General features: G+C 66.1%; 15 protein-coding genes. 6 read left to right on the forward strand and 9 right to left on the reverse strand.

Annotation, left to right across the window (positions count from 1 at the left end; all coding sequences use genetic code 11):
- Positions 1–10: 10 nt before the first annotated feature.
- Both OM977_RS18985 and OM977_RS18990 read left to right on the forward strand, forming a co-directional pair.
- Positions 11–1,669: an MDR family MFS transporter gene (locus tag OM977_RS18985; RefSeq protein WP_264355411.1), complete on the forward strand. Its 1,659-nt coding sequence runs from the start codon at positions 11–13 to the stop codon at positions 1,667–1,669.
- A 188-nt stretch (positions 1,670–1,857) separates the two neighbouring features.
- Complete coding sequence (locus tag OM977_RS18990; protein ID WP_264355412.1) at positions 1,858–3,297, forward strand: sugar porter family MFS transporter; 1,440 nt, start codon at positions 1,858–1,860, stop codon at positions 3,295–3,297.
- Between the two features lie 329 nt (positions 3,298–3,626).
- Here the strand turns inward: OM977_RS18990 and OM977_RS18995 are convergent, their stop codons facing one another.
- The 3 genes from OM977_RS18995 to OM977_RS19005 are packed head-to-tail and all read right to left on the reverse strand — an operon-like array spanning position 3,627 to position 7,598.
- The gene (locus OM977_RS18995; protein WP_264355413.1) at positions 3,627–4,775 is read right to left on the reverse strand and encodes a mannitol-1-phosphate 5-dehydrogenase; all 1,149 of its coding nucleotides are present in this window, start codon (positions 4,773–4,775) and stop codon (positions 3,627–3,629) included.
- Positions 4,775–6,811: a PTS mannitol transporter subunit IICBA gene (locus OM977_RS19000; protein WP_264355414.1), complete on the reverse strand. Its 2,037-nt coding sequence runs from the start codon at positions 6,809–6,811 to the stop codon at positions 4,775–4,777. Before OM977_RS19000 ends, OM977_RS18995 begins: the two co-directional genes overlap by 1 nt.
- 58 nt (positions 6,812–6,869) lie before the next feature.
- Positions 6,870–7,598, reverse strand: coding sequence for a TetR/AcrR family transcriptional regulator (locus OM977_RS19005; protein ID WP_264355415.1), 729 nt, complete (start codon positions 7,596–7,598; stop codon positions 6,870–6,872).
- A 172-nt stretch (positions 7,599–7,770) separates the two neighbouring features.
- Here OM977_RS19005 and ptsP point away from each other — a divergent pair, with 172 nt between their 5' ends.
- The 3 genes from ptsP (at position 7,771) to OM977_RS19020 (ending at position 10,304) form a co-directional block, all read left to right on the forward strand.
- The gene (gene ptsP, locus OM977_RS19010) at positions 7,771–9,456 is read left to right on the forward strand and encodes a phosphoenolpyruvate--protein phosphotransferase (RefSeq protein ID WP_264355416.1); all 1,686 of its coding nucleotides are present in this window, start codon (positions 7,771–7,773) and stop codon (positions 9,454–9,456) included.
- A 51-nt stretch (positions 9,457–9,507) separates the two neighbouring features.
- Positions 9,508–9,930, forward strand: coding sequence for a helix-turn-helix domain-containing protein (locus OM977_RS19015; RefSeq protein ID WP_264355417.1), 423 nt, complete (start codon positions 9,508–9,510; stop codon positions 9,928–9,930).
- Positions 9,931–10,004: 74 nt separating this feature from the next.
- Positions 10,005–10,304: a hypothetical protein gene (locus OM977_RS19020; RefSeq protein WP_264355418.1), complete on the forward strand. Its 300-nt coding sequence runs from the start codon at positions 10,005–10,007 to the stop codon at positions 10,302–10,304.
- A 10-nt stretch (positions 10,305–10,314) separates the two neighbouring features.
- Here OM977_RS19020 and OM977_RS19025 read toward each other — a convergent pair whose 3' ends face one another.
- On the reverse strand, positions 10,315–11,535 hold the full coding sequence (locus OM977_RS19025; RefSeq protein ID WP_264355419.1) for a PucR family transcriptional regulator: 1,221 nt from the start codon (positions 11,533–11,535) through the stop codon (positions 10,315–10,317).
- 219 nt (positions 11,536–11,754) lie between these two features.
- Here OM977_RS19025 and ald point away from each other — a divergent pair, with 219 nt between their 5' ends.
- Positions 11,755–12,873, forward strand: coding sequence for an alanine dehydrogenase (gene ald, locus OM977_RS19030; protein WP_264355420.1), 1,119 nt, complete (start codon positions 11,755–11,757; stop codon positions 12,871–12,873).
- Between the two features lie 193 nt (positions 12,874–13,066).
- Here the strand turns inward: ald and OM977_RS19035 are convergent, their stop codons facing one another.
- From OM977_RS19035 to OM977_RS19055, 5 genes are all read right to left on the reverse strand, one after another.
- Positions 13,067–14,122, reverse strand: a complete 1,056-nt coding sequence (locus OM977_RS19035) for a Gfo/Idh/MocA family protein (RefSeq protein WP_264355421.1) — start codon at positions 14,120–14,122, stop codon at positions 13,067–13,069.
- A 130-nt stretch (positions 14,123–14,252) separates the two neighbouring features.
- Positions 14,253–15,980, reverse strand: a complete 1,728-nt coding sequence (locus tag OM977_RS19040; protein WP_264355422.1) for an ABC transporter family substrate-binding protein — start codon at positions 15,978–15,980, stop codon at positions 14,253–14,255.
- Between the two features lie 53 nt (positions 15,981–16,033).
- Complete coding sequence (locus tag OM977_RS19045) at positions 16,034–18,253, reverse strand: dipeptide ABC transporter ATP-binding protein (protein WP_264355423.1); 2,220 nt, start codon at positions 18,251–18,253, stop codon at positions 16,034–16,036.
- Positions 18,250–19,224: an ABC transporter permease gene (locus OM977_RS19050; RefSeq protein WP_264355424.1), complete on the reverse strand. Its 975-nt coding sequence runs from the start codon at positions 19,222–19,224 to the stop codon at positions 18,250–18,252. The genes OM977_RS19045 and OM977_RS19050 overlap by 4 nt, the downstream gene beginning before the upstream one ends.
- A 3-nt stretch (positions 19,225–19,227) precedes the next feature.
- Positions 19,228–20,214: an ABC transporter permease gene (locus OM977_RS19055; protein WP_264355425.1), complete on the reverse strand. Its 987-nt coding sequence runs from the start codon at positions 20,212–20,214 to the stop codon at positions 19,228–19,230.
- Between the last annotated feature and the right edge of the window lie 209 nt (positions 20,215–20,423).

A 20,423-nucleotide genomic window follows, 5' to 3' on the forward strand; every position in this document is an offset into this window, starting at 1 on the left:
TGGAGCACCCATGTCCAAAACCAGCTCTGTGCGCGCGGCCGGAGAGGTCCTGACCCACCGTCAGACCATTACCGTCATGGTGGGCCTCATGCTCGGCATGTTCCTGTCCTCGCTGGACCAGACAATCGTGTCGACATCCATTTACACCATTGCCAATGACCTCGACGGGCTCTCGCTACAGGCCTGGGCGACGACGGCGTACCTCATCACGTCCACGGTGAGCACCCCGCTGTACGGCAAGCTCAGTGACATTTTCGGCCGGCGTCCCTTGTATCTCGCGGCGATCGTGATCTTCCTGGCCGGCTCGCTGTACGCCGGATCCGTCCACTCGATGACCGAACTCGCCATCGCGCGCGGCGTCCAGGGCCTGGGTGCCGGTGGCCTGCTGGCCCTCGCCCTCACCATTATCGGCGACATAGTGGCCCTCAAGGACCGCGCCAAATTCCAGGGTTACTTCATGTCCGTGTTCGGCATCTCCTCGGTGCTGGGCCCGGTGGTTGGCGGGGCATTCGCGGGCTCCGAGAGCATCCTGGGTTTCGACGGGTGGCGCTGGGTATTCTTCATCAACCTGCCGATCGGGCTCGCCGCCCTCGCGGTCGTGTTCCTCTACCTGCACCTGCCGGCCAAGCACGTGAAGCAGAAGATCGACTACTGGGGGGCCGCGGCCATCACCCTCGCGATCGTTCCTCTGCTGCTCGTGGCTGAACAGGGCCGCAGCTGGGGCTGGACCTCCACGAGTTCCCTGCTCTGCATCGGGCTCGGCATAGTGGGCATTGTGACGTTTCTGCTGGCAGAGAAGCGTGCCGGCGACTATGCCCTGATCCCGCTCCGGCTCTTCCGCAACGCCACCTTCGGTCTGTCCTCGCTGCTGAACTTCATCATCGGCATCGGCATGTTCGGTGCCATCGCGATGCTCCCGATGTACCTGCAACTGGTCAAGGGCCTTACCCCCACCGAGGCAGGCCTGATGATGATCACTTTCACCGTGGGCATCCTCACCGGCTCCATCACCGCGGGCCGGACCATCTCGTCGTCGGGCACCTACCGGATCTTCCCGATCCTGGGCACGGCCGTCCTGACGGCGGCCGCCCTCGTCATGGGCCTCTCCCTCGGGGTGGACACCCCGCTGTGGGTCCCCGGGGCCATCGCCGTGTTCTTCGGCCTGGGCCTCGGCTTCTGCATGCAGCCGCTCACCCTGGCCATGCAGGTCTCGGTGCCTGCCAAGGATATGGGCGTAGGGACGTCCTCGGCAGCGTTCTTCCGCTCAATGGGCGGCGCCGTGGGAACGGCCGTGTTCATCTCGATGCTGTTCAGCATGGCCGCCGACAAGATCGCCACGGGCATGAAGGACGCCGCGCAGAACGCGGACTACCTCAAGGTACTCAAGGATCCGGCCGTGGCTGCCGACCCCGCCAACGCCAAGCTCTACGAGTTCTTCAAAAACGGCGCCAGCAACGATTCACTGAACGACACCAGCTGGCTGCACACGGCCAACTCGACGCTCACCCGCCCCATCACCGAAGGCTTCGCCCAATCCATCGACGCGGTCATGCTCACAGCCGCCGTACTGACCGGCATCGCCTTCCTGATCAGCTTCGCCCTCCCGAACAAGAAGCTCACGGACCCGAAGGTGGCCGCCAGGGAAGGGGCCGCAGCCGCAGCGCACTAGGGGGTCGCGACGGCTGGAAGACGAACACGGCAGGCAGTCTTTGGGACTGCCTGCCGTCGTCGTCTGCGGGAGGAGCAAAGTGTATGTTTCGTCTCACTCTTTTGCCCATGTGACAGGCGGCACGCCGGGTCGGGTGTAAGACTTGGTAGCTGCGGCGCAGGCCGTGGACCGACTTGCCGAGGAGCTGCATGACCACCACCCAGGACCAGACCGCCACCAAGATCCCGAAACGGGTCATTTGGCTGGCCGTGGCGGGCGCCGTCGGCGGCTTCCTCTTCGGCTTCGACTCCTCCGTCGTCAACGGCGCCGTCGACGCCATCAAGGACGAGTTCGCGCTCAGCGAGGCCGTGACCGGCTTCGCGGTGGCCGTGGCCCTCCTCGGCTGTGCGGCCGGCGCCTACCTCGCCGGCAAGGTCGCCGACCGCTACGGCCGCATTCCCGCGATGAAGATCGGCGCGCTGCTGTTCCTCGTCAGCGCCATCGGCACGGGCTTCGCGTTCGGCGTCTGGGACCTGATCTTCTGGCGCCTGGTGGGCGGGCTCGGCATCGGCCTGGCCTCCGTGATCGCCCCGGCCTACATTTCCGAGATCTCGCCCCGCCACGTCCGGGGCCGCCTGGCCTCGCTGCAGCAGTTGGCGATCACCACCGGCATCTTCGCCGCACTGCTCTCCGACGCCCTGTTCGCGACCTCGGCGGGCGGAGCGGACCAGACCCTCTGGTTCGGTCTGGAAGCGTGGCGCTGGATGTTCATGGCCGCGGCCGTTCCTGCCATCGTGTACGGCTGGATTGCCTACACCCTGCCCGAATCCCCGCGGTTCCTGGTCTTTCAGGGCAAGGACGCGGAGGCCCTGAAGGTCTTCAAGTCGATCGCGCCGGACGAGGACTCGGACCGCCATCTGCGCGACATCAAGAACGCCATCGACGAGGACAGGCTCGCGGGCCAGAAGGGATCCCTGCGGGGCAAGGTCCTCGGGCTGCAGCCGGTGGTCTGGATCGGCATCATCCTGTCGGTGCTGCAACAGTTCGTCGGCATCAACGTGATCTTCTACTACTCCACCACGCTGTGGAAGGCCGTGGGCTTCCAGGAGAAGGACTCGCTCACGATCTCCGTAGCCACCGCCATCACGAACATCCTGGTCACCCTCGTGGCAATCGCCCTGGTGGACCGGATCGGCCGCCGTCCCATTCTGCTGGCGGGCTCCATCGGCATGGCCCTGTCCCTCGGCACCATGGCGCTGGCCTTCAGCTCGGCCACCGGCGAAGGCGATGCGATCTCCCTGCCCGGCGCCTGGGGTCCCGCGGCCCTCGTCGCGGCCAACGTCTTCGTCATCAGCTTCGGCGCGTCCTGGGGCCCGCTGGTCTGGGTGCTGCTGGGTGAAATCTTCCCGTCGCGGATCCGGGCACGTGCCCTGGGCCTCGCCGCTGCTGCCCAGTGGGTCGCTAACTTCGCCATCACCCTGAGCTTCCCTGTGATGGCCGCGGCCTCCCTGCCGCTGACGTACGCCATGTACGCGCTGTTCGCGGCGGCGTCGTTCTTCTTCGTGATGTTCAAGGTGCCGGAGACCAACGGAATGTCCCTGGAGCAGGCCGATACCCTGTTCGTCCCGAAGGGCTCCGCTACGTCCTGACGCTCCGGCACTTCGCCGAGGAGACAGTTAACGCCCATGTTCCCGCGGAGCATGGGCGTTTTCTGTCATCTCGGCGGGCCCGGTGGAGTATCGGCCGGGGCGCCCTGGGGCGAGTGCAGCGTCTGGTTGATCTTCCCGATCACCGGGAGGACGGCCGCGAGGGCTGCCCTGTCACAGTCAGGCGGCCTAATGGTCAAGGAAGCCGAGTTGCCCTGTCACTCTGGGTTGCTAAAACCGGCGGATAGCAGCCGTAGGTGATAGCGCAACGGCAATAAACGCCGACGCCGGAACTCGCGTGAGTTCCGGCGCCGGCCCAGCTAGGGCGTTGATCAGACGACAGCCTTCGCTTCTTCGACCAGGGCGGAAACGGCCTGGAACAGCGGGTGGTTCCGCTCAAGGCCAGTGATCTTTTCCGTTGCCTCATCCGGCGCGGAGGCGGCGAGCAGCTTCGCCAGTTCCACGGCCTCGGCGTCGGCCGGATCATTGAAACGCAGCGCGGCAGCGATCGCACCGAGCAGGGCTTCCGGGACGATCCCGCGTTCGGCGAGTTCCGCCGCCGGGCCAATGAAGCGCTCGTGCCGGCTGAGCTTGCGCAACGGCGCCCGGCCCACCCGGTTCACGGTGTCCGGCAGATGCGGGTTGGAGAAGCGGCCCAGAATCTTCTGCACATAGGCTTCCTGCTCCTCGCGGTTGAACCCGTGCTTGGCCACCAGCAGTTCCTTGGTCTCGTCCAGGACGGCGCTGACGTCCGCCGCCACGTCCTGATCGGCCATGGCCTCGGAGATTTTCTCCAGACCGGCCTCGAAGCCGAAGTAGGCGGCCGCGGCGTGGCCGGTGTTCACCGTGAACAGTTTCCGCTCGATGTAAGGTTCCAGGTTGTCCACGAAGGTGGCCCCCGGAATCACCGGCTCCTTGCCCGCGAAGGGCGTGCGGTCGATGACCCACTCGTAGAACGTCTCGACCGTGACATCCAGGCCCTGGCCCGCCTCCTGGTTGGGCACTATCCGGTCCACCGCTGTGTTCGCGAACACAGCGGCATCATCGAGGGAGCCGGCGGCCGGATCCCATTGGGCCGCCACTTCGTCCCGAAGGATGTCCGTGGCGTTGATGGCGTTTTCACATGCCATCACCTGCAGCGGCGCCAGCCCCGTAGCCCGCGCCGCGATTCCCCTGGCGATCACCGGGGCCACGAACTTCAGGATGTGCGGACCCACCGCCGTGGTGACGATGTCCGCCGTCGCGATCTCCGCGATGACGTCCGCTTCCTGGCTACTGGAGTTCAGCGCGCGGTAGTTCGTGACGGTGCGGACGGTGGGGTCCTCCCCCACCTCGTGGACCTGGTAGCTGTCCGCGGCGGCCAGCTGGGTGATCAGGGCATCCGCGACGTCCGCGAACACCACCTCGTACCCCGCCTCGTGCAGCAGCAGGCCAACGAATCCGCGCCCGATGTTTCCGGCTCCGAAATGAACAGCCTTCACTATGAGTTGACCTTTCCGAACAGGTCCAGCACTTCATCGACAGTCGTGGCGGCCTCAAGCTGCGCCACCTGCGCCTTATTGGTGAAGACCTTCGCGATCGAGGAGAGGATGTGGAGGTGTTCGTTGTTGATGCCGGCGACGCCGACGACGAACTTCACTTCCTTGCCGTTCCAGTCGATGCCGTCGGGGTAGCGGACCACGGAGACCGCGGACTTCAGAATGTGGTCCTTGGCGGCGTTGGTACCGTGCGGGATGGCGAGGTAGCTGCCCATGTAGGTGGACACGGACTCCTCTCGCTCGTGCATGGCGTCAATGTAGCCGGAGTCGACGGCGCCGCGCTCCAGCAGCAGCCGGCCCGCCTCGTCAATCGCGGCGTCCCGCGTGGTTGCCGTGCCGTTGAGGACAACGCTGTCGGCCACCAGGATGCCTGCAGGGCCGGCCCCGGCTTCCGCGCCGGTATCCGCCGCCGGGGCTGTACCGGTGTCCGTTGCGGGGGTTTCCGCAAGGTGCGTGCCCTGGCCCGCGCCCGCCGGCTCGGCGTTGCTGCTCCGAACCAGTTCCACGATCTCGTCGTACCGCGGGCTGTTCATGAAGTTGTCCACCGACACATGGACGGCGCTGGCCGTGGCGGGCTTTGCCCGTTCGGTCAGGTCCTGGTGCGTGATGACGACGTCGTACGTGTCGTCGAGGTTGGCGATCGCGGAATTTGTGACCTTGACGTCCGGGTAGCCGGCCGCCTTGATCTTGTTCCGGAGCACCGAGGCGCCCATCGCGCTGGAGCCCATGCCTGCGTCGCAGGCGAAGACGATGTTCTTGACCGGGCCGGCCAGCACCGCGGTGGTTGCACCACCGGCGCCCGCGCCCGTCAGGGCGGAGGAGATGGAACTCTTCTTGCCTTTCATCTCTTCCATGCGGGAAGTGGCCGCGTTCAGGCTGTCCTCCTCGGTGTCACCCACCGGGGTCTTGCTGGACTTCAGGATTACTGAGGCGATCAGGAAGGAGACAGCGGCAGCCAGTACCACCGCAAGGATCACGCCTAGGTAGCTGTCACGGGAAGTCTGGGCGAGCACCGCGAAGATGGACCCTGGTGCGGCCGGCGCCACGAGGCCGGCGTTCGTGATGGACAGTGTTGCGATACCCGTCATGCCGCCACCGATCGCGGCGAGGATCAGGATCGGCTTCATCAGCACGTAGGGGAAGTAAATCTCGTGGATGCCGCCGAAGAACTGGATAATCGCTGCGCCCGGCGCCGACGCCTTGGCAGCGCCGCGGCCGAAGAACATGTAGGCGAGCAGGATGCCGATTCCGGGGCCGGGGTTGGCCTCCAGCAGGAACAGGATGGACTTGCCCTGCTCCAGGGACTGCTGGATGCCGAGCGGGGTCAGCACGCCGTGGTTGATGGCGTTGTTCAGGAACAGCACCTTGGCGGGCTCAATGAAAATGCTGGTCAGCGGCAGGAGTCCGTTATTGACCAGGAACTGGACCACGTTTCCTGCTCCCGTGCTGAAAGCCGTGACCAGCGGGGAAATTCCGTAGAACCCGAGCATGGCCAGCAGGGCGCCCCAGATGCCTGCGGAGAAGTTGTTCACCAGCATTTCAAAGCCGGGGCGGATTTTCCCGTCCCAGATGGCGTCGATCTTCTTCATGGTCCAGCCGCCGAGGGGGCCCATAATCATGGCACCGATGAACATCGGGATACCGGCGCCGACAATGACCCCCATGGTGCCGATGGCGCCAACGACGCCGCCTCTGTGGCCGTACACCATCTTGCCGCCGGTGTAGGCAATCAGGAGGGGCAGCAGGTAGGTGATCATCGGGCCGACGAGGCCCACGTTCGGCGCGCCCTCGGCGTTGGTGCCGAAGCCGCCCAGGGCCGGTACGGGGATCCACCCCTTCTCGATGAAGAGGGCGGTGATGAGGCCCCAGGCGATGAACGCCCCGATGTTGGGCATGATCATTCCGGACAGGAACGTCCCGAACTTCTGGACGCCCACCCGCACGCTGGTACGGGGTTTCGCAACTGTCTCTGTTGCCATGTGATTTCCTAACCGTGATTCCTGCTGCTCCGCAGGACGATCCGATGATTTCGACGAGCTAGCTGGTGGAGCTGGTAGAGATTCGGTGGAGCCATTCGAGGAACAGCTTGAGTTCCGAGCTGGAGAGTTGGTCCGAGTGCGACGCCTGGAGAGCCGCGTTCAAGGCGATGGCCGCGACGACCACCGAGGATTTCCCGGAATTATCAGCCCCGTGGTCCCGGGCCTGCTCCGTGGAAACGGCGAAGATCATGGCATCACGGGTCATGGCGGACAGCTCGAGGTTCCGCTCCGGCGCCTTTTCCGCGATCAGCATGAGCGTCACGCCCACGTTGGCCGCCAGGATGCTCCTGGCCGCTTCCCGGGGCGGGACGTTGAGTTGGCCTGCGACGGCGGCCTTGTTCAGGAGCTCCTCCATGAGCGCCTCGGCATCGGCGACGATGACGGGGCGGCTCTCCGGACGGATATTTCCGAACATGACCAAATACAGTTCCGGTTGCTTGAGGCCGAACTGCACGTGCTTGTCCCACATCCGGCGGATATCTTCCAGCGGCTGCCCGGACGGCGCGAAGTCGCGTTCGTCCGCCACGTACTCCTCAAAACCTGCCGCGACGACCGCGTCGAACAGCCCTTCCTTGTCACCGAAGTGGTGGTAAAGGGTGGGGGCAGTCACCCCCGCCAGTTTGGTGATCTGGCGGGTGGAAACGGCGGCCCCGGCTGAGTTGGCCAGCAACTCGGCGGCTGCACGGAGCAGCCGCATTTTGGGCGGAAGCTGGCCATCGAAACTCATAACCGCTACCCTAGCACCTATAGCAACGCTATATGAAGTGCATCACATACAATTTTTTCAGGTGCCGCGATCCCCCGGCTGACGTAGCCGTCAGCCGGGTGCAGACATGGTCTAGCGGATCAGCGGCGGCGCCTGAACCGGCCCCGGCCACGGCAGAGAATGAGGACCTTCAGTGCAGAACTTCCCAGGCGTAGGCGTCAGCCCCGGCCGCATCATCGGCACCATCCGCCAGATGCCCAAACCGATCAGCGAACCCCCGGCGGGCGAACAACTGCCGGCCGGCGGCACGGCGGAGGAAGCCACGGCGGCGCTGAAAGCGGCCGCCAGGGCAGTCCACGACGAGCTCAAGGCCCGGTCCGAGACTGTCAGCGGGGACGGGAAGGCAGTCCTGGAGGCCACGGCACTCATGGCCACGGACACCATGCTCCTGAAGAGCGCCGCCAAGCTGATCGGCCGCGGGGCCTCCAACCAGCGGGCCATCTGGGAAGCCGGCGCCTCCGTCTCGGAGATGCTGCACAACCTGGGCGGCTACATGGCCGAGCGCGCTACCGACGTCCTGGACGTCCGCGCCCGGATCGTGGCCGAACTGCGGGGCGTGCCCGCCCCCGGCATCCCCACGTCCGCCACGCCGTTCATCCTCATCGCCGAGGACCTCGCACCCGCCGACACCGCGACCCTGGACCCGGAGAAGGTCCTGGCGCTGCTCACGGCCGGCGGTGGGCCGCAGTCGCACACCGCCATCATTGCCCGGTCCCTGGGCCTGCCCGCCGTCGTGGCCGCGGCCGGCGTCGACGAGCTCCCCGACGGGACCGAGGTGTACGTGGACGGCGCCGCCGGTTTGATCACGGTGGACCCGGGCGAATCCGAGCGCGCGGCCGCAGCCCACTGGGCGGCCACCGCCTCGCTGCTGGCCGACTTTGACGGCACGGGCGCGACGGCGGACGGTCACCTGGTGCCGCTCCTGGCCAACGTCGGCGGAGCCAAGGACGCCGTGGCAGCCGCCGCGCTGAACGCCCAGGGAGTGGGCCTCTTCCGCACCGAGTTCTGCTTCCTGGAACGAGACACCGAACCCACTGTGGACGAGCAGGCCGCCGCCTACAAGGGCGTCTTCGACGCCTTCCCAGGGAAAAAGGTGGTGCTCCGGACCCTCGACGCGGGAGCTGACAAGCCCCTGCCCTTCCTGACCGACGCCACCGAGCCCAACCCGGCCCTCGGCGTCCGCGGCTACCGGACCGACTTCACCACGCCAGGTGTACTGGAACGCCAGCTGCAGGCCATCGCCCGGGCGGAGCAGGAATCCGAAGCGGACGTTTGGGTCATGGCGCCGATGATTTCCACGGCCGAGGAAGCCGCCCGGTTCGCCGGGATGTGCACCGCGGCCGGGATCAAAACCCCCGGTGTCATGGTGGAGGTACCCTCCGCGGCCCTGACCGCCGAGGCCATCCTCCGCGAGGTCGGCTTCGCCAGCCTGGGCACCAACGACCTCACGCAGTACGCCATGGCGGCGGACCGCCAGCTCGGCCCGCTCGCGGCCCTGAACACCCCGTGGCAGCCCGCCGTGCTCCGGCTGGTCGGCCTGACGGTCGAGGGCTCCGCCGCGGAGGGCCACAACAAGCCGGTGGGTGTCTGCGGCGAGGCCGCAGCGGACCCTGCCCTCGCCGTCGTCCTCACCGGGCTGGGCGTCACCACACTGTCCATGACGGCGCGATCGATCGCGGCCGTGTCCGCCGTGCTCAAGACCGTCACCCTCGCCGAGGCGCAGGAGCTTGCCAAGCTGGCACTCTCCGCGCCCAGCGCGACGGAGGCGCGGGCATGGGTCCGGGAGAAGCTGCCGGTGCTTGAGGAGCTCGGGCTGTAGCGCGGCAGTTCGGCGGCGTAAGCCTCCACCCGGGGCGCTAGGATGCACTCCATGGCACTGATAGCTCCCCGGGTGACGGCCGGCCTTCCAGCCGAGGACGCGCAGAAACTCAAGTACGCCCTGAACGGCAGCGACGACATCACTGTTTTCGTGGACGGCACGGTGCATCGGCTGCCGCCGCAGGCGCGGGACGCCGTCGTCGATCTGCTCAGCCGGTTCAGCCGCGGCGAGGCGGTCACGGTCAGCAGCGTCGAGGAGATGCTCACCACCTCGAAGGCCGCGGAGCTGGCCGGTATCTCGCATACCTACCTGCGGAATATGACGGACCGGGGCGAAATCCCGGTGGAATACCGGGGCACGCACCGCCGCATCAGGCTGGCGGACATCATGGCCTGGCTTGAAACGCAGAAGAAGAACAGTACTGCCGACGGCGCCAGGGGAGCCGAGCATGACGGTGCCCCGGATGGTTCGTGAAGCCGTGATAAGGATCAAGCAACGATCCCGGCCCGGCGCGGAAACGCGGAGAAGGCCGGGGTTACGCTTGAATCGTGGGTAAGTTCAGAGGGTGGCACATCGTGGCTGGCATAGCCGCCATGGTGCTCACCGGCATCCTCGGAACCGCGATGGGCCTGAACAACACGGCCACTTTCATGTCCAGCTGTGTCGCCTTCGTGGCGGTCTCCATGTGGATGGACAGCAGGATTGCTCGCCGCAGGCGGGAAACGGCGCGCGAGGAGACGGCGCGGGAAACGGCGCGCCCGGACGCCGCCGGCGGGCCCGGACGCCGGTCCGCGACGGACCTTACCCTAGACGCCGACAGCCCCAAACGGGACGGCCACGGCGGCTAGCGTCCGCCCGCTAGATTCTGGGCCGTTCCGCCCAGCGCCGCGCCTTGAGCGCCGCGTGGAGTTCCAGCCGCACCATTCCCTTGAGCGGATCCACGCCCAGAAGCTGCCGGATCCGGCCGAGCCGGTTGTAGATGCTGCTCCGGTGCAGATGCAGTTTGTCGGCCACTTCCTGGACCGAGCCGTCGTTGTCATAGAACAGCTCGAGCACGGGCAGGAGTTCCCCGTTCCGGTCCTGGTCCTCCAGGAGGCGGAAGTAGACCGAGCCCGAATCCGCCCAGGCCCCTGCACCGCCCCCGGCTGAGGCCAGCAGCTGGTAGAGCCCGGTGGCGCGGGAGTCGACCAGTTCGCCCAGCTGGGGGTCCACCGCCGCGGCCTGCGCCGCCTGCCGGGACTCGCGGTACGCCTCGGGGAGGTCCCGTGGCTTGGTGAAGCCCTCGGACGTGCCGAGGATGATCCGGCGGACGGGCCGTCCGGAGCGTTTGGCGAGCTCCAGCTGGTAGTGGACGAGGACCTGGGCGTGGTTCGCCCGGCCGGTGGATTCCTGGAACAAGACAACGGCGTGGGTTTCGGTGCCGGCGCTGAACAGGGCCGCGTCCACGCCGATCGTGGCCTGCAGCGCGGCGGAGCGGTGGATCAGGGTGGAGGCGATGGGGTCCGATCCCTCGGCCCAGCCGTCGGCGTCGAGTACGGTCACAAGCTGCCAGGGCCCGCGTCCCTGCACTTCCTTCCAACCGGCCACGGCAGCGACCGCGTTGGACTCACCCCGGCAGGCGGCGAGGAATTCCTGCTCGCGGCGTCGACGGAACTCCGACTCCGCAGTGTTGGAATCCAGCAGCAAGGCGGAGAGCTGCTCCACCTCCCGGGCAACGTCAGGGAGGTGGGTCAGCACCGAAGTAGCACTGGGCTCCTCGGCGTCGAGCTGGACCCACAGGTAACCCACCCGGAAACCACGCACCAGCAGCGGCACGCAGACCCGGCCGAGCATTCCCAGCTCCTCGTTCGCCGGAACGACGACGGGGCGCACCGCCGTCGCGATCCCGTGCGAGAGCTGCCAGGCGCTGACATCCACCGGCACCCGCTTGCTGAGCAGGAAGTTCACCCTGACCCGGTCCGCATGCGACTGGTTGGAACTGTAGGCGAGCAGGAGCCCGTCTAGGTCCTCGAGCGAGAGGCCCCGGCCCAGCTTCAGCGCCACCTGCTCCACGAGCTGTTCCACGTCCTGCTGCTGCATCCTGCCAGACTACTGGGGAGAACGGACAGCAGGCGACACCTGACGTCCCCGGACTCGACAGTTGTCTATTGCCCGTTCGCAGAAACCGCGCAAATCCGCGGAACGCCCGCGATGCCGCCTGTCTGTCCTTGTCGCCTGCCTCACAGCGGGATTTATTCTGGAACTACGACATCCCGCACACCCCGGCCCACAAGGCCACCAGCACTGGAGCCAACAAAAATGATCATCGGTGTTCCCAAAGAGATCAAGAACAACGAATTCCGCGTCGCCATCACCGCTGCCGGCGTCCACGAGTTCCGCACGCACGGCCACTCGGTCCTGGTGGAGCGCGGTGCAGGCCTGGGCTCCGGCATCACGGACGAGGAATACGCCATCGCCGGCGCCGAGATCGTGGCTGAAGCCGACGACGTCTGGGCCCGCGCCGACATGGTGATGAAGGTCAAGGAGCCGATCAAAGCCGAGTACCACCGCTTCCGCAAAGGCCTGATCCTCTTCACCTACCTGCACTTGGCCGCCGAGCCGGAACTGACGCAGCAGCTCCTCAACGCCGGCGTCACCGCCATCGCCTACGAGACCGTCCAGGAGGGCCGAACCCTCCCGCTGCTGGCCCCGATGTCGGAGGTCGCCGGGCGCCTGTCCGTCCAGGTCGGCGCGACTTCGCTGATGGCTCCTGCCGGCGGCAAGGGAGTGCTGCTCGGCGGCGTCCCCGGCGTCCGCCCGGCCAAGGTGGTTGTCCTGGGCGCCGGCGTTGCCGGTACCAACGCCGCCGCGATGGCGCTGGGCCTCGGCGCCGATGTCACCATCCTGGACATCAACATCAACCGCCTGCGCGAACTCGATGCCCAGTACCAGGGGCGCCTGAAGACTGTCGCCTCCAACGCCTATGAGATCGAGAAGTCCGTGGTTGACGCCGACCTCGTGATCGGATCCGTGCTGATCCCGGGCGCCAAGGCACCCAAGCTGGTCACGAACGAGCTTGTCTCGCGGATGAAGCCCGGCTCCGTGCTGGTGGACATCGCCGTCGACCAGGGCGGCTGCTTCGAGGACACGCACCCCACCACGCACCAGGAGCCGACGTACAAGGTCCACAACACGATCTTCTACTGCGTAGCCAACATGCCCGGCGCCGTGCCGAACACCTCCACCTACGCGCTGACCAACGTCACGCTCCGCTACGCGGTCGCACTGGCCAACCTGGGCGTCAAGGCGGCCTTCGAGCGGGACCCCGCCCTGGCGGCTGGCCTCAACATCGCCGGCGGCAAGGTGGCGCACCGCTCCGTCTCCGAGGCGCACAACCTGCCCCTCGTGGCCGACTGGCACCAGCTGGTCTCCGCGTAACCAGCTGGTCTCCGCGTAACCAGCTGGTCTCCGCTCAACCGGCAGCATCGACTGCTCCGTAACCGCCCTTCTGGACCCCCAAAACGGCGGTAGCGGAGCAGTCGATCGCTGTTAAGCCAGCGCCCGGGCCGGCAGGGTTCCCTGGCCGACCTTGCGAAGCGAGGGGGCCGGTAGCGGAGCAGTCGATCGCTGTTTAGGCCAGCGCCCGGGCCTGCTCGATCAGCCGCAGGACTTCAACCGGGCCCGCCGGATCCACCGGGACAGGCCGCGCGGAGGCAGCACCGCCGTCGCTGATCTTCTCCGCCAGGATCCGGTAGAACTCCGGGTAGCCGCCCCGCTCGGTGGGCAGCCGGTCCAGGTGCCCGTCCCGGCCAAGCAATCCGGCCCAGTCCGGGTCCTCGACGCCGTATTCCTCGTCCAAGGGGCTGCCGCCGGCCACAATGTACGGTTCCTGCGGGTCGATGCCGTGTTTGGTGTAGGCGCCCTCGCTGCCCAGCAGCCGGAAGCGGGGCGCCTGCTGGGCGCAGAGCATGTTCATCCACAGATGGCTGAGGACGCCGGATTCGTGCCGCAGAGCCAGGAATACGTCGTCGTCGACCTTCTCCCCCGGGCGCCGCGCCTGGAGTTCCGCGTGGACCACCGTGGCCGGTCCGAAGAGTTCAAGCGCCTGGTCCAGCAGGTGCGTGCCGAGGTCGAACAGCACGCCGCCGCCGTCATCGGCTGTGGCGGACGCCTTCCAGGCTTTGGCGACATCGGGTGACCAGCGCTCAAAGCGTGATTCGAACCGCGAGACGACGCCAAGCCCGCCGCTGTCCAGCAGGCCGCGGACGGTGAGGAAGTCCCCGTCCCAGCGCCGGTTCTGGAAGACCGTGAGGACCCGGCCCAGCCGTTCGGCCAAGGCAATCAGTTCCTCCCCTTCCGCGCTGTGCACCGTGAAGGGCTTGTCGACGACGACGTCGAGCCCGGCTTCCAGCGCGGCCTTCGCTAGCGGGTAGTGAGTGGCCGGCGGCGTGCCGAGCACCAGCAAGTCCAGTTCACCGGCCAGTTCCAGGATGTCCGCCGGACTGTCGACGATTCTGGCCGCGGGATAGCTTGCGGACGCCGCGGCCTTCCGGCCGGCGTCGGACGTGGAGATGACGTCGAGGGAAAAGGCGGGGACGGCCGCGATCAGCGGCGCGTGGAAGACGCTGCCGGAGAGGCCGAAGCCGGCAACGGCGACACGAATGGGCCGGGAGGAATCTGTTGTCATGGCTCATACGCTACCCCTGGACGCCCACCCGATGCTCCCTCAGATTTCGCAACAAGTCAGGCGACGCTCCCCCGGAAGTTGAGGGAGCGTCGCCTGAAAAGCTGCTAAAGGTGAGAGAGCGTCGGAAGGGTTACTTCTTGACCCAGCCGAGGGTGGTCCAGTCCGGAACCTGGGACAGGCTCTGGAACAGGGACGGGCCGTAGTTGGCCAGTCCGGTGCGGGCGAAGGAGATCTGCGGGCCGTTCATCACGACACCCATCGAGAAGTACTTCTCCATGTGCTTCTTCTCTACTTCCATGGCCGCCTTGTTCCGCTCGGCGTTGTCCTCGATCGAGGCCAGCTTGGCGATCTCAGCGTCGAGTTCGGCGTCGCCGAGCTCGTTTTCGTTGGTCTTGGAATCGTAGAACTGCTTGACCGCGTCCGTGGCGTCAGAGCCGACCGTGTAGCCGGAGATGCTCAGGAAGAAGTCGCGGCTGCCGAGGACCTTGCCGAAGTCGGCAGAGGCACGCTGGTCGATTCCGACGTCCATGCCGCCGGCCTTGAGCTGGTTCTGCAGCGTCTGGGCAAAGGCCAGGGTGGTGGGGTCGTCGCCGAAGTTGCTGATCTTGAACGCAGCCGGGACGCCGTCCTTCTCCATGATGCCTGCGGCGTTGGCCGTGTAGCCGGCGTCGGTCAGGACCTTCTTGGCGGCGTCGCCGCCGGTCTCGGTCACGGGGTAGTTGTCCTGGTAGTACTCGGAGAAAGGCAGCAGCATCATCGATCCGGAGCTGGGCTCTTCCCAGTTCAGGCCGTTGAACCGGACCTTGCGGAGGGCCTCGCGGTCGACGGCCGTGAAGATGGCCTTGCGGATGGCGACGTCGGTCATCGGCGCCTTCTGGGCGTTGATGTTCAGGCCGCCGGCGAAGAGACGCTGGCCGCGGCGGATTTCCGAATCCTTGGTGCCGTCGAGCTGCTTGTACGGCGTGATGGTGTTGGCGGAAACGCCGTCGATCTCACCGTTCTTGAAGGCGGCGATGGCGGCGCTGCTCTCCAGCTGGCGGAAGACCACCTTCTCCAGGACGGGCTTGGTGCCCCACCACTTCTCGTTCTGGACGAGCGTGACGGTCTTGGCGGCGCTGTCGTACTGGTCGACCTTGAACGGGCCGGCCATCCACTCCGGGTGCATCTCGCCGGTGAATCCGGTGTTGAAGATCTCGGGGGTGTTCACGGCCGGGTGAACCAGGCCGAAGAAGAGGGATTCCAGCGGGTAGACCGGCTGGGTGGTCTTGACGATGACTTCTTTGTCGCTGCTGCCGGCCTCAACGGACTCAACAAACTCGTAGGCTCCGGAGCTGACGACGTCGTAGTCCTTGTTTTCGCCCTTGAGCACATTCCAGGTGTTTTGGAACGCCTTCACGTCGATCGGCGTGCCGTCGTTGTAGCTGGCTTTGTCATTGATCTTGATGGTGATGGTCTGCTTGCCATCCGTGATCTTGCTGTCCACCGACTCGCAGAAGTCTTTGTTCGGGGTGGCCTTGCCCACGAAGTCGAGCTTCCAGCAGCCGCCGATGCCGCCGCCGTTCACGGCGACCGGGTTTACCGGGACCATCAGGGCGGTGTTGTCCGCGCTGTTGCCGTTGTTGGAGAACCCGTTGAAGTCCGGCCCGATGTTGCCCAGCGGCAGCGTGACCGTGCCGCCCGGCTGCAGGTCCTTGACGTCCTTGGCGTTGATGCTGACGAGCTTGGTCAGATCACTGCCAGCATCCTGGCCCTTGCCGGCCTCCGGCCCCTGGGTGCCGCCGCCACCGCCACCGCAAGCGGTCAGCGCGAGCGCTGCCACGAGGGCGGTAACTCCGCCGATCTTGGTCAGATTCTTCATGGTGTTCCCTTCATTTCCTGGTGCGAGTTGTGATGCGTGGGTGGTTCGGTAAGTCAGGTGGGTTCGTGGACTACGAGCATGTCCGCGTCCAGTTCGCCGTCGGGGTAGAAGCAGGCGAATTGCTGGTCTGTGGGGCCGGCGGTGGTGGCCGCCGGGGCGGCTGCGGATTCCAGCCGCGGCTCAATGGTCAGGCATTTCTCCTGCTTCGCGGGCGGCAGCGCTGCGAAGACCGGGCACCGGGTGGCGAAGTTGCAGCCCTTGGGCGCATCGAGCGGCGACGGCAGGTCCCCCTGCAGGATGATGCGTTCGCGGGTGCGCTCCAGCTGCGGGTCCGGGACCGGGATCGCCGAGAGCAGTGCGCGCGTATAGGGGTGGCGCGGGTTGTCGAAGACGCTGGTGACCTCCCCGATCTCCACGATCTTGCCCAGGTACATCACGGCGACGCGGTTGGAGATGTGGCGCACCACGGACAGGTCGTGCGCCACCATCAGGTAGCTCAGCCCGAGCTCGGCGCGGAGCTGGTCCAGGAGGTTGATGACGCCGGCCTGCACGGACACGTCGAGGGCGGACACCGGCTCGTCAAGCACCACGAGCTTTGGATTCACGGCTAGGGCCCGGGCGATGCCGATGCGCTGCCGCTGGCCGCCGGAGAACTGGTTGGGAAAACGGTTGACGTGGTCCGGCTGAAGACCCACGAGTTCCATCAGCTCCAGGATCCGCTTCCGGATGGCGGGCTTGGCCATCCCGGCGTTTTCCAGCGGTTCGGCCAGCACCTCGTAGACCGTGAAGCGCGGGTCGAGGGCGCCGGTGGGGTCCTGGAACACCATCTGGAGTTCCTTGCGCATGGCGCTGCGGGTCCGGGAATCGGAGGCTTCCTTGTTGCTCAGCCCGCCGATCCTGACCTCACCGTCCTGGTCCTTGTGGAATTCCATGATTTCCAGCAGCGTGGTGGTTTTTCCGCAGCCGGATTCGCCGACGATGGAGAAGCACTCGCCCTCGCGGATGTCGAAGCTCAAGCCGTCCACGGCCTTCACGGTGCCGATCCGGCGCTTGATCAGGGCGCCCTTCATCAGCGGGAAATGCTTCTTGACGTCCTTGAGCTCGAGGACCGCCTTGCGCTCTGCGCGGGGAATGGCGTCAAAGCGCGAGACCGGAACGGCCGGGGCCCGGAAGATCTCGTGAACGTTCACGTCGGCGCCGAGCGAATCCGACTTGATGCAGGCGGCCTTGTGTTCCATGCCGCCGGTCCCGCCCGTTCCGGCTACCGGCCAGAGCTCCGGCTCGCCCTTTAGGCAGGCGTCGCTGGCCAAGGGGCACCGCGGGGCAAACGAGCAGCCGGTGGGAGCGTGGATCAGATTGGGCGGAATGCCCTCGATCGGCACCAGCGACGACTTCTCCGCCATGTCCACGCGCGGCACCGCACCCAGCAGACCCATGGTGTAGGGCATCCGCGGGTTGTAGTAGATGTCGTCCACGGTGCCGGTTTCCACCGGTTTGCCCGCGTACATGACCATGATGTCGTCCGCCATGCCTGCGACCACGCCGAGGTCGTGGGTGATCATCACGACGGCGGCGCCGGTTTCCTCCTGCGCCGTGTGCAGCACTTCCAGCACCTGCGCCTGGATGGTGACGTCGAGTGCGGTGGTCGGTTCATCGGCGATGAGCACCCGCGGATTGTTGGCGATCGCGATCGCGATCATGACGCGCTGGCGCATACCGCCGGAGAATTCGTGCGGGAAGGCCTTCAGCCGGTCCTTCGGGCTGGGGATGCCCACCATCGCGAGCAGCTCGACGGCGCGGGCCTCCTTGGCCTGCTTGCTCATGGTGGGGTTGTGGACCGTGAGCGCCTCGATGATCTGGGTCCCGACCGTGTAGACCGGGGTCAGGGAGGACAGCGGATCCTGGAAGACCATGGCGATGTCGTTGCCGCGGAAGGCGCACATGGCCTTGTCGCTGAGCCCCAGCAGTTCCTTGCCCTTGAGCCGGACCGAGCCGGTGATCTGCGCCGTCGGGGGCAGCAGGCCCATGATGGCCATGGACGTTACGGATTTTCCGGACCCGGACTCGCCTACTATTCCAAGTGTTTTTCCGGGCAGGAGGTCGAAGTCGACGCCGCGGACCGCGTGCACCACGCCGTTTTCGGTGTTGAAGCGGACGTTCAGGTCCCGGACGGACAGGACGGCGTCCGTGGGGGCATGCAGCCCCGCCACATGCAGTCGCTCGGCGGGGTTCAAAACGTTCGATTCGGAGTTGGCGGTGATTTCGAAGCTCATTTGCTGTTCTTCTTTGCGGTCTTCTGTTTGGCGCTGCCACTTGAGCTGGAGCTGGGGTCGAAGGCGTCCCGGAGGCCGTCGTTCATCATGGCCAGTGATCCGGTCAGCAGGAACATCACCACCAGCGGCACCCAGAACATCCACGGGAACGTGGAGACCTGGGAGGTGGCTTGGCCGATCAGCACGCCAAGGCTGACGTCCGGAACCTTGATGCCGATGCCGATGAAGGAGAACGCCACCTCCGCCAGGATGGCTCCGGTCACCCCGCGGGTGATGTCCAGGACCAGCAGCGAGCCGATGTTGGGGACGAGGTGGCGCCAGACGATGCGGCGCGGCGGGATGCCCATGTATTGGGCGGCCTTGACGAAGTCGCGCTGCATCAGGGACATCGAGAGGGACCGGATCAGGCGGGCGGTGCCCATCCAGCTGAAGATCAGCAGCACGATGATCAGCAACAGCCAGCTAGGAAGGTTCCGCTGGAGGCCGTTGCCGCCGCCGCTCGTAGCCACGGCGACCACCAGCAGGGCCGGCATCATGATGAGGGCTTCGAGGACGAACAGCATGACCTTGTCGATTTTTCCGCCGAAGTAGGCCATGGTGCAGCCGTAGACAGCGGCGATCAGGACCGAGACGAGGCCCACGACGAGACCGATGAGGATCGAGATCCGGGTGCCTTCCACGGTCAGGGCGTAGAGGTCGATTCCGGCCTGTGAGGTGCCCAGCAGGTGCTCCGCGGACGGCGGCATGCCGATGTTGAACGGGTCGATCGTTTCCTTGTCCCAGCTGGTGAAGAAACCGCCGATGAAGGAAAAGAGAGTCAGTGCCAGAAAGATCACGAGACCGGCGACTGCTGTCTTGTTGCGCAGGAAGCGCCGCAGGATGATGGTGGCCTTGCCGATCACCACATCGTTGTTCTCGATTTTCGCCTCGGCTGCAGCTGCGGCCGGATCGATGGCATTCAGGTTCGTCATGGGTTACTGCACCCGCACTCTCGGGTCGACGAGCGTGGTCGCGAAGTCAGCCAGGATGGCGCCGATCGCGAAGATCACGGAACCGTAGGCGAGGGTTGCCGTGGCCGCGTTGACATCCTGCAGGGCAATGGAGTCGATGGACCAGGAGCCGACGCCGTGCCAGGCGAAAATCTTCTCCGCAAAGAAGCCGCCGGCGAAGATGGCCGGGATGGTGAACGCAATGCTCTGTGCCACGGGGATGAAGGACACCCGCAGGGCGTGGCGGGTGATGGCCTGGTTCCGCGTCAGGCCTTTGGCCCGGGCCGTGCGGACAAAGTCGGCGTTGACGTTGTCCAGCAGGTACTGGCGCTGGGCTATCTGGTAAGTGCCCCAGCCGACGATCGTGATGGCGAAGGTCGGCACCGCATAGTGGGCGAGCATGTCGAGGAACTGGAGCCAGCCGTCACCGGCCAGGCCCGGAGTGGAGATGCCGGTGACGAAGAATATCCGCTCGCCCACGGTCTCGTTGATGTTGATCGCGCCCAATTGGACCAGGAAGTACGCGATCGGCGCCGGCACGATGTACACAAGGTAGCTGTAGGAGGTGATGACACGGTCCGAAAACTTGTACTGCCGAGCCGCTGTGTACACCCCGAGGGCGACGCCGATGATCAGGGTCAGGATGATGGAGGCGAGGAAGAGCCGGGTCGAGATCCAGACCCGGTCACCGAACTCGGCGTTAATGAAGGCGCCATTGGGGCTACGTCCCCAGTCCCAGCGGGTGACGATCCCGGTCAGCCAGTCCACGTACCGTTCCCAGGGGCTGAGGGTCGGGTCGAGGCCCTTGAGCCGGAAGGAATTGATCACCTGTTCCGGCGTGGGGCGGGGGATGCGTTCCTGCTCCAGCAGTGCCGGCTGCAACGTGCTGACCGCCAGGAAGTACCCGGCCGACGTGGTCAGGAAAATCATGAAAACGTAGGTGGCGGCACGCTTTGCCAAGTACCGGAGCATTTAGCCTCTAGTTCCGAGTCGCCGTTGTCTGTGCAGGACTGGAGGCTGCCGGGCGGGCCGGCAGGGCCTGCCTGCGCGCGGGATTCGTAGCGAGTCTCACAACGTCGATCCTTCCGTAGTTCCCCTCCAGCAGGGGGTTTTCCGCTGCTGATCCGGGATCATGGCCAGCGGGTGTCTGGCCGGCCCGCATGCCTTTCGGCTAGTCCTGG

The organism is Pseudarthrobacter sp. MM222 (assembly GCF_947090775.1).
Lineage (GTDB): Bacteria > Actinomycetota > Actinomycetes > Actinomycetales > Micrococcaceae > Arthrobacter.

Bases quoted from the DNA above. Each gene is read 5' to 3' on its own strand.
- ald (WP_264355420.1), top strand. From the start codon at position 11,755: ATGATCATCGGTGTTCCCAAAGAGATCAAGAACAACGAATTCCGCGTC.
- OM977_RS19035 (WP_264355421.1), bottom strand. From the start codon at position 14,122: ATGACAACAGATTCCTCCCGGCCCATTCGTGTCGCCGTTGCCGGCTTC.
- OM977_RS18990 (WP_264355412.1), top strand. From the start codon at position 1,858: ATGACCACCACCCAGGACCAGACCGCCACCAAGATCCCGAAACGGGTC.
- OM977_RS19050 (WP_264355424.1), bottom strand. From the start codon at position 19,224: ATGACGAACCTGAATGCCATCGATCCGGCCGCAGCTGCAGCCGAGGCG.
- OM977_RS19040 (WP_264355422.1), bottom strand. From the start codon at position 15,980: ATGAAGAATCTGACCAAGATCGGCGGAGTTACCGCCCTCGTGGCAGCG.
- OM977_RS19015 (WP_264355417.1), top strand. From the start codon at position 9,508: ATGGCACTGATAGCTCCCCGGGTGACGGCCGGCCTTCCAGCCGAGGAC.
- OM977_RS19045 (WP_264355423.1), bottom strand. From the start codon at position 18,253: ATGAGCTTCGAAATCACCGCCAACTCCGAATCGAACGTTTTGAACCCC.
- OM977_RS19025 (WP_264355419.1), bottom strand. From the start codon at position 11,535: ATGCAGCAGCAGGACGTGGAACAGCTCGTGGAGCAGGTGGCGCTGAAG.
- OM977_RS19000 (WP_264355414.1), bottom strand. From the start codon at position 6,811: ATGGCAACAGAGACAGTTGCGAAACCCCGTACCAGCGTGCGGGTGGGC.
- OM977_RS19055 (WP_264355425.1), bottom strand. From the start codon at position 20,214: ATGCTCCGGTACTTGGCAAAGCGTGCCGCCACCTACGTTTTCATGATT.
- OM977_RS18985 (WP_264355411.1), top strand. From the start codon at position 11: ATGTCCAAAACCAGCTCTGTGCGCGCGGCCGGAGAGGTCCTGACCCAC.
- OM977_RS19005 (WP_264355415.1), bottom strand. From the start codon at position 7,598: ATGAGTTTCGATGGCCAGCTTCCGCCCAAAATGCGGCTGCTCCGTGCA.